Annotated in this window: 5 protein-coding genes; 4 read left to right on the forward strand and 1 reads right to left on the reverse strand. The window is 45.2% G+C overall.

Annotated elements, in window-relative coordinates; translation table 11 throughout:
• Positions 1-245 precede the first annotated feature (245 nt).
• From QP775_RS12585 to QP775_RS12600, 4 genes are all read left to right on the forward strand, one after another.
• Positions 246-1529 carry a sugar ABC transporter substrate-binding protein gene (locus tag QP775_RS12585; protein ID WP_239328733.1) on the forward strand — a complete coding sequence of 428 codons (1284 nt, stop codon included), beginning with the start codon at positions 246-248 and terminating at the stop codon, positions 1527-1529.
• Between the two features lie 119 nt (positions 1530-1648).
• Entirely contained in the window at positions 1649-3040 is a 1392-nt protein-coding gene (locus QP775_RS12590) for a carbohydrate ABC transporter permease (RefSeq protein WP_239328732.1), read from the forward strand.
• Positions 3037-3879 (forward strand): sugar ABC transporter permease, encoded by an 843-nt coding sequence (locus tag QP775_RS12595; RefSeq protein ID WP_239328731.1) that lies wholly within the window; start codon positions 3037-3039, stop codon positions 3877-3879. The genes QP775_RS12590 and QP775_RS12595 overlap by 4 nt, the downstream gene beginning before the upstream one ends.
• Positions 3880-3982: 103 nt before the next feature.
• Entirely contained in the window at positions 3983-6433 is a 2451-nt protein-coding gene (locus tag QP775_RS12600) for a glycoside hydrolase family 31 protein (RefSeq protein WP_285106422.1), read from the forward strand.
• 143 nt (positions 6434-6576) lie between these two features.
• On the opposite strand, the gene QP775_RS12605 is transcribed toward QP775_RS12600, so the two are convergent.
• Positions 6577-7599, reverse strand: coding sequence for a LacI family DNA-binding transcriptional regulator (locus QP775_RS12605; protein WP_239328729.1), 1023 nt, complete (start codon positions 7597-7599; stop codon positions 6577-6579).
• Between the last annotated feature and the right edge of the window lie 523 nt (positions 7600-8122).

The raw sequence follows: 8122 nt of genomic DNA on the forward strand, positions 1-8122 counted from the left end.
TATGTGTCAAAGTATAGAGGATAAAATATTTTTGTGCAAACGGTTTACAAACAATATGGCACTGTGTATAATTCGGTTTAGGCGTAACCGCTTACAACATAAGTAATAGCAAGGAATTATTTTTTTAGTTATTTGTGCAAAGGTTTGCATAAATTAATGAGATATAAATCACGTCTGTCATTATTTTTACCTTTGCGCGCTTTGTTCCACACCATGAACCAGAATCGAAAGGGGCAGTAAAGAAGATGAAGAAATGGGTAGCAATGCTGTTGTCAGTCATGATGGTATTCACAATTACGGCATGTACATCTAGCGGAAGCAATTCCACTCCGGCGGATACGGGCACCTCTACAGAAACAACAGACAATACATCAGCTGGAAATGAAGAATTGAAACCTGAGGATGGTGCAAATCTGATCGTATGGGAAAGTAAAGAGGCTCGTCCTTTCATAGAGGCAATTGCGAAGGAGTTCACAGCTAAATACAACGTCCCAGTTAAATACGAAGAAGTAGCCGCACCTGACCAAGTGAACAAGCTGATAAATGACGGTCCAGCCGGCATTGCAGCAGATGTTGTCGTGTTTCCGCACGACAATTTGGGCAAAGCGGTAACAGCCGGATTGATTTTACCAAATGATTTCCACGAACAGAAGACGCGTGCAGAGAACTCCGAACTAGCGGTTAACGCAGCTTCTTTCGACAGTATACTGTATGGCTACCCGCGTTCTGTAGAGACGCTAATCATGTTCTACAACAAGGATCTGGTTCCAGAAGCGCCTAAGACAATGGAAGAAGTCGTCGAATTGTCCAAGAAGATGAACGACGTGAAAAACAAAAAGTATACGTACATGTGGGAGATCGGTAACTTCTACTACGATTACATGTTCCTTGCATCCACTGGTGGGTACGTATTTGGCAACAACGGCAGTGACAAAGCCGATATTGGCTTAAACAATGAAGGTGCCATTAAAGGAGCATCGTTCTTGCAGCAATTCGCCAAGCAAGTGCTTCCACTGACGACTTCCGATGTAACGGGTGACGTCAAGAAAGGTCTCTTTACCAGCGGACAATTGGCTTTGAATATTGATGGTCCTTGGGCTATCCCTGACCTGAAAGCATCTGGCATTAATCTGGGTGCAGCACCGATCCCTGGCATTGAAGGTCAACCGTCCAAGACATTCTCTGGCGTTAAAGCTTGGTATGTGAACTCTTACTCGAAATATCCTAACGCTGCAAAACTGTTTGCTGAATTTGCTTCAACAAAAGATGCACAGTTGAAAAACTACGAAATGACGGGTGTCGTTCCTTCTAATAAAGAAGCGGCAGCAGACAGTAAAGTAGCGGGTGATCCGTTTACAGTAGCTGTACTGGAGCAGTTCAAGAACTCTTATCCAATGCCTGCAATCCCAGAAATGGGAAGTGTGTGGAGTCCGATGGCTGCTGGCTTGGCAGATGTGCTTAATAAAGGTAAAGACCCGAAAGCGGCACTTGATAATGCCGTACAACAAATTAAAGATGCTGTGAAGTAAAAGAGATAGAGAGGGGGCCCGGGGGAGTGATCAACGCTCGCCCGGGTCGTTTCATTGGATAGTTACGGTTATACAAATGCGAACATGATCTTTAGGTTAGCGAGAGAGGGGAGAACCTCATGGCCACTAGACAATCAGCTTCAGCGAGTAACGCAGCGACAATCAGCCGCCAACCTCAGCCGTCGCCAAAGGAGACTAAGTCCAATACTGCCGCCAAAGCTGCAGTGCTTTCCGGTGTATTTTGGGGTCTTGGGCAACTATTTAATCGTCAATATATAAAAGGCATCCTGTTGATGCTGTTAGAAGCTGTAGGTTTAATTTATTTAATTAATTATTTGCCGCGAGCGGTATGGGGAATTTACACATTGGGTGAAACGCCGTCGCAAATGATGAAGGTTGGAAAGCTCTACAAAATGGTTCCTGGCGACCATTCCATTCATTTAATTATTAAAGGATTAATTACGCTGCTTGTTCTGTTTATATTTGTGTGGGTATATGTACTTGTGGTAAGAGACGCCCATGCAGTAGGACGCATGCGAACTAAAGGTGACAAGCCGAATAATTTCTTGCAAACCTTGGAGTATGTCAAAGAGCAAAAGTTTGCCTACTTGTTCCTTGCACTACCGACGGCTGCAGTGTTGTTCTTTACGATAATGCCTATTATTTTTATGATCTTGCTTGCTTTTACTAACTACTCGGCTCCCGAACATATCCCTCCGGCGAAGCTTGTCGATTGGGTAGGCTTCCAGAACTTTAAAGACTTGCTGCAGCTAGGCACATGGAGCGGTACGTTCTACGGCGTGTTGGCGTGGACCATTATTTGGGCCATACTAGCCACGGTGACCTGTTATTTTGGCGGGATTCTAGTTGCACTTCTAGTTCAACAATCGGGTATCCGCTTTAAAACGATGTGGCGCACAATTTTTATAATCCCGTATGCGATTCCGCAAATGTTGTCTTTCCTTATTATGCGCAACATGTTTAATGGTGAGTTTGGACCGATCAATCAATACTTGAGTTATTTCGGCTTGGGCAAGCTTCCTTGGTTGTCTGATCCGTTCTGGGCAAAAGTAACGGTATTAATGGTAAATATGTGGGTTGGTATTCCGGTAACGATGGTGCTTGTTATTGGTATATTAACGACCATACCAAAAGATATGTATGAAGCGGCAGATGTGGATGGCGCGACAGCGTGGCACAAGTTCAAAGCGATCACAATGCCCATGATTACGTATTCAACCGCTCCGATTCTAATTGGTCAATTTGCTGGTAACATCAACAACTTTAACGTTATTTTCCTGATGACCAATGGTAATCCGCCTAATGGTGAATACCAGTACGCGGGCAGTACGGATTTGCTCGTGACGTGGCTCTACAAGCTGACTTTGGACAATAACAAGTTTAATATGGCAGCTGCAATCGGTATTATCATCTTTATTATCGTTGCTTCGTTGTCGATTTGGAGCTACAGACGTACCCGTTCGTTCCGAGAGGAGGATATGATCCAATGAGTGTAGGGGCTAAGAAGAATTCACGTACTCGGTTACTTTTCAGTTATCTCATGCTGATTATCATCGCGATTTGTGTGTTTTATCCGACGATTTGGATTGTGATGTCTTCCATACGACCTGGATCGTCCATTTATAGCGAGTCACTTATTCCTAGCAATCCGACGTTTGAACACTATGTCAGTTTGTTTACATCGGAACAATATCAATATGGTCGTTGGTATTTAAATACGTTAAAGATTGCGACGTTTAATATGATATTTGGCGTTATTCTTGTGGTGATGACTGCTTATGCTTTATCACGTTTTCGGTTCTATGGACGGAAAAACCTGATGTCCGGTATGCTCGTGCTCGGTATGTTTCCTGGCTTTATGAGTATGATTGCAATCTACATCTTGCTTATGCAGTTAAACTTACTGGATACCCATCTGGCTTTAATTTTAGTGTATTCGGCGGGGGCGCCGTTGGGGGCGTTTGTCGTCAAAGGTTTCTTTGACACAATTCCAAAAAGCTTAGAAGAGTCAGCTCGGATCGACGGTGCAACACACTGGACTGTATTTATTAAAATTATGCTGCCGCTCTCCAAGCCGATGATTACGTACATCGGACTGATGACATTTGCTGGCGCATGGGGTGACTTTATATTTGCTCGCTTGGTGCTGCGGACGAAAGAGAAGTGGACACTGGCCATCGGATTGTGGGATATGGTAAACAATGCATCATCGAACTTTACGATGTTTGCGGCCGGCGCTGTGTTAATTGCGATTCCAATCGCCTTGCTGTATCTGTTCTTGCAGCGCTTCTTGGTGGAAGGGTTAACCGCTGGGGCAAGCAAAGGGTAATCATGAACAGACGCTAGTGACAACAAAAGACGTATAGGTTCCAATCGTGTAGTAACAACAAATAGAGAGCATTTCAATTGGAATGAAAGTAGGAGGGACTATTATGCTAGATACAAGCGCAGCTATACATCCAGAGAACGCAAGTCACCAGACGCAAAGTCATACGGGCGTTCAACTTGGGAATATTACTCATATACAAGAAATGAATCAGGCGCTGCTACTTGTGGGCAGTCATTTTAATCTGGCTATCACTTCGGTCGATGCAGGAGTCGTTCGACTTAAGACATATCGTGGTCAGCAGCCTAATTGGAACACGACGCCTGCAATTATTGCTTCTGAAGGCCGTGCACCTCAATCACTTACATGGACGGAGACGGCTGAGCAAGTATCGGTCACAATTGGGAACACAATGCTTGAAGTCAATCGCTTAACAGGCGCTATCAGCATTCGTAACGAGGCGCAGCCATCTGTGGAGATGGTAAGCTTGCAGCGCAATCGCGAAACGGTGGGAGACTATACGGCATTTGTTACCCTTACGGAAGACGACCATATTTACGGGTTGGGTGAGAAGACAGGCTTCCTCGACAAGCGTGGCGAGCGTTATACCATGTGGAATTCAGACGTATATGCACCTCACGTGCCCGAAATGGAATCCTTATATCAATCTATTCCTTTCTTGACCGTATTAAATCAAGGCAGGAGTTATGGACTGTTCCTGGATAACCCAGGCAAAACGGTATTCGATATGCGCACCTATGCAAATTCGGCGATGCTTCAATCGTGGACGGGCGAATTTGATTTGTATTGGATCGAAGGCCCAACGTTAAAAGAAGTAATTGTACGCTACGGTGATCTGACAGGACGGATGCCGCTGCCTCCGAAATGGGCGCTTGGGTATCATCAATCCCGTTATAGCTACATGGATGAAAAAGAGGTATTGGAATTAGCTCACAACTTCCGTGAGAAGGAGATTCCTTGTGATGTTATCCATCTCGACATCCATTATATGAACGGCTATCGTGTATTTACATTTGACGAGAATCGCTTCCCAAATCCAGAGCGGATGATGGAAGAACTGCGCAGTCTAGGTTTTCATATTGTACCGATTGTGGATCCGGGTGTGAAAAAAGATCCTATGTACGCGGTATATATGGAAGGTGTTGATGGTGACTTCTACTGCAAGACGGCAGAGGGAGACATCTATACAGGTCCGGTCTGGCCTGGAGAGAGTGCGTTCCCTGACTTTACGGAATCACGCGTGCGGGAATGGTGGCAGGAGAAGCAGCGTTTCTATACCGATTTGGGCATTGACGGCATCTGGAATGATATGAATGAGCCGGCAATCTTTAATGAAACCAAAACGATGGACGTAAACGTAATCCACGGTAATGAAGGTGATCGCAAGACGCATGGCGAGGTGCACAACTTGTACGGTATGTGTATGTCACAAGCCAGCTACGAAGGGCTAAAGGTTTTGCTCGACGGCAAGCGGCCATTCGTACTGACCCGTGCTGGCTACAGCGGTATTCAGCGTTATGCGGCAGTGTGGACAGGTGATAACCGCAGCTTCTGGGAGCATATGTCGATGGCGATGCCGATGGTATTGAATCTGGGTATGTCCGGCGTGCCGTTTGCCGGCCCGGATATTGGTGGCTTCGCACACCATACGAGTGGTGAGCTGTTGGCGCGTTGGACGCAGATGGGTGTATTTTTCCCTTATGTGCGTAATCATAGTGCGATTGATACGCTGCGCCAGGAACCTTGGTCATTTGGTGAAGAGATTGAACGAATTTGTCAACAATATATCGCATTGCGTTATCAATGGATGCCTTACCTGTATCATTGGTTCTATGAAGCTTCGAAGACGGGGCTTCCGGTTATGAGACCTTTAGTGCTTGAGTATCCGAACGACCCACAAGTATACAACCTGTGCGACCAGTTCCTAGTAGGAGACTCGGTAATCATTGCTCCGATCTATCGTCCGAATACGGAATGGCGGTCTGTCTACTTGCCGGAAGGGGAGTGGGTCGATTATTGGAGCGGCGAGCGTCACTCGGGCAAACAGCATATTCATGTTCATGCTCCGCTGGCGAAGCTGCCTATGTATGTGCGTGTGGGCGCTATCTGGCTCGAAGGTCCTATCCGTCAGCATGCAGAAGAGATCGTTGCCGCTGAGCACGTAACGGCTTCTGTCTATCTGCAAGGCGCAGGTACGTCATCTACGCTGGAATGGTATGAGGACGATGGTCTTACTTTTGCATATGAACAAGGCCAATGGAATAAGATGTTGATTCAAGTAACAGAATCAGAGCGGAATATTAACATCACAGCCAATTATACAAACTACGGTTATGAGCCAAAACGGGGCAGCTTGTGCTTCCGCTTGATTGGCATATCTGCTGCGCCTACGGGAGTTGCTGGGTTAGGAGAGCAGCTTCAGGTTGAGCAGCTTGCAGCACAAACAACAGGCTGGGCTTATGATTCGGCACTTGGTGAATTAATAGTGAAACTGCAGGAAAATTCTACTGGTCACGAGTTGAGTATTACCTTGTAAGCTGCATAGTCTAATCGGCTGCGAAAAAGATAGGAAATAAACAGCGATGGAATCGAACGGTATGTAACGTTCGGATTCATCGCTGTTTTTGTGTTAGTAAGCTGAATTGTGATGTGCTCTCCCTTGACCGATGTCCTGGTTCTTTACGTATGGAGTGTTTGCACAGATTCCCGCCAAATAAGCTGATGCGGCATAATGATGCGTGCTTGTGCAAAGCCGTCTCCCTTTATACATTGGATGAGCGCCTGTGCTGTTGTGTTCCCCATCTGATAAATCCCAATGTCCACACTGGAGATCGGAGGCAGACACATTTCAGACAGCAGCGTGTTATTGAAGCCGACAACGCTGTATTTTTCCGGTACGCGCCAGCCTTTGTTCCATAAAGAACGGATAATGCTGAAGGCGACCAGATCATCGATCGCGATAATAGCTGTTGGCTGATCTTCCAACTCTAATATTTGATCTGTTACTTCTATAGAAGATTGTGCGGTGAAGGTTCCCTCAAACATATATTCCTGTCGCATTTGAATGCCTGCCTCAAGCAATGCTTTATTGTATCCATCTATCCGGTCCTTAGATACCGTCAAGTTGAGGGGGCCGCTTACAAATGCAATCTTACGGTGCCCCTGTTGTATCAGATTGCGAGTGATATCATAGGCAGCAGCTATGTTATCGTTATCGACCGATATAATGTCGGCGTATTGATTGCTTCGTCCGACGAGCACAAACGGAAATTGCTTGTCCCGCAAAAAAGAAATAATTTGATCATCGCGTCGTGATGACAGTAGAATGATACCATCTACGTATCTTCCTTGAACGAGACGTTCTACCGCTTTTTCTTCTTCAATTTGATTTGTACCTGCGGTCATGAGCACATCGTAGCCATTTGAAGCAGCCTTTGTAACGATGCCTCGTATAATCTCGGAAAAAAACTGATTCTGGAACAGTTCATCTGCAGGACGTGGGAGAACGATGCCAATATTGTTGGTTGTCTTGGTAACAAGACTTTTGGCCAGCATATTCGGATGATAGCCGAGCTCTTCCATCACCTTACGAACTTTGCGGCACGTCTTCTGGCTAATACGAGTGTCATTGGATATTACACGAGATACGGTAGAAGGTGATACGCCTGCTTTTTGCGCGACGTCAACAATAGTTACAGCCATTTGGGTTATCCTCACTTAGTAAAATATACCCAGAGTATACGTGAAGCGCTATTAATGCGCAAACCATTATGGCGGGGCAAGTGAATAAGTGAGGTGTAACAGAGCTGTGTTTGATAAATGGACACCGATGTCTTAGGGTTGAATAGCACGTAGTCTGCATGATAATTGTAAGCAAGGCAGCTCTCAATCTTGTTAGTAGGTTTTTAGATTTATAGTTCTATTAAATTGTAAATTTTTAAAAGTTGCATTCGACATTGTTTTTATGTTACATTATTTCTTGTCGATTCGACGCCATAAGCTAAGGCGAACGGCAGTAAGAAATAAAGAGTTGACAAGCCAGAATGCTTCTGGTAAAGTAAATAAGCGTTCGACATTGATTGTCGAATGATGAAGTAAGTTCCTTGAAAACTGAACAAATGACGAAGCAAACAATAGAGAATTAAATTTCTCGTCAGCAATACAATGAGCAAGTCAAACACTTTAATGGAGAGTTTGATCCTGGCTCAGGACGAACGCTGGCGGC

The organism is Paenibacillus sp. UMB4589-SE434 (genome assembly GCF_030226685.1).
Lineage (GTDB): Bacteria > Bacillota > Bacilli > Paenibacillales > Paenibacillaceae > Paenibacillus_B.

What these genes read in the sequence shown, in the direction of transcription:
- QP775_RS12585 (WP_239328733.1), top strand. Translation starts at nt 246, where the DNA reads ATGAAGAAATGGGTAGCAATGCTGTTGTCAGTCATGATGGTATTCACA.
- QP775_RS12590 (WP_239328732.1), top strand. Translation starts at nt 1,649, where the DNA reads ATGGCCACTAGACAATCAGCTTCAGCGAGTAACGCAGCGACAATCAGC.
- QP775_RS12595 (WP_239328731.1), top strand. Translation starts at nt 3,037, where the DNA reads ATGAGTGTAGGGGCTAAGAAGAATTCACGTACTCGGTTACTTTTCAGT.
- QP775_RS12600 (WP_285106422.1), top strand. Translation starts at nt 3,983, where the DNA reads ATGCTAGATACAAGCGCAGCTATACATCCAGAGAACGCAAGTCACCAG.
- QP775_RS12605 (WP_239328729.1), bottom strand. Translation starts at nt 7,599, where the DNA reads ATGGCTGTAACTATTGTTGACGTCGCGCAAAAAGCAGGCGTATCACCT.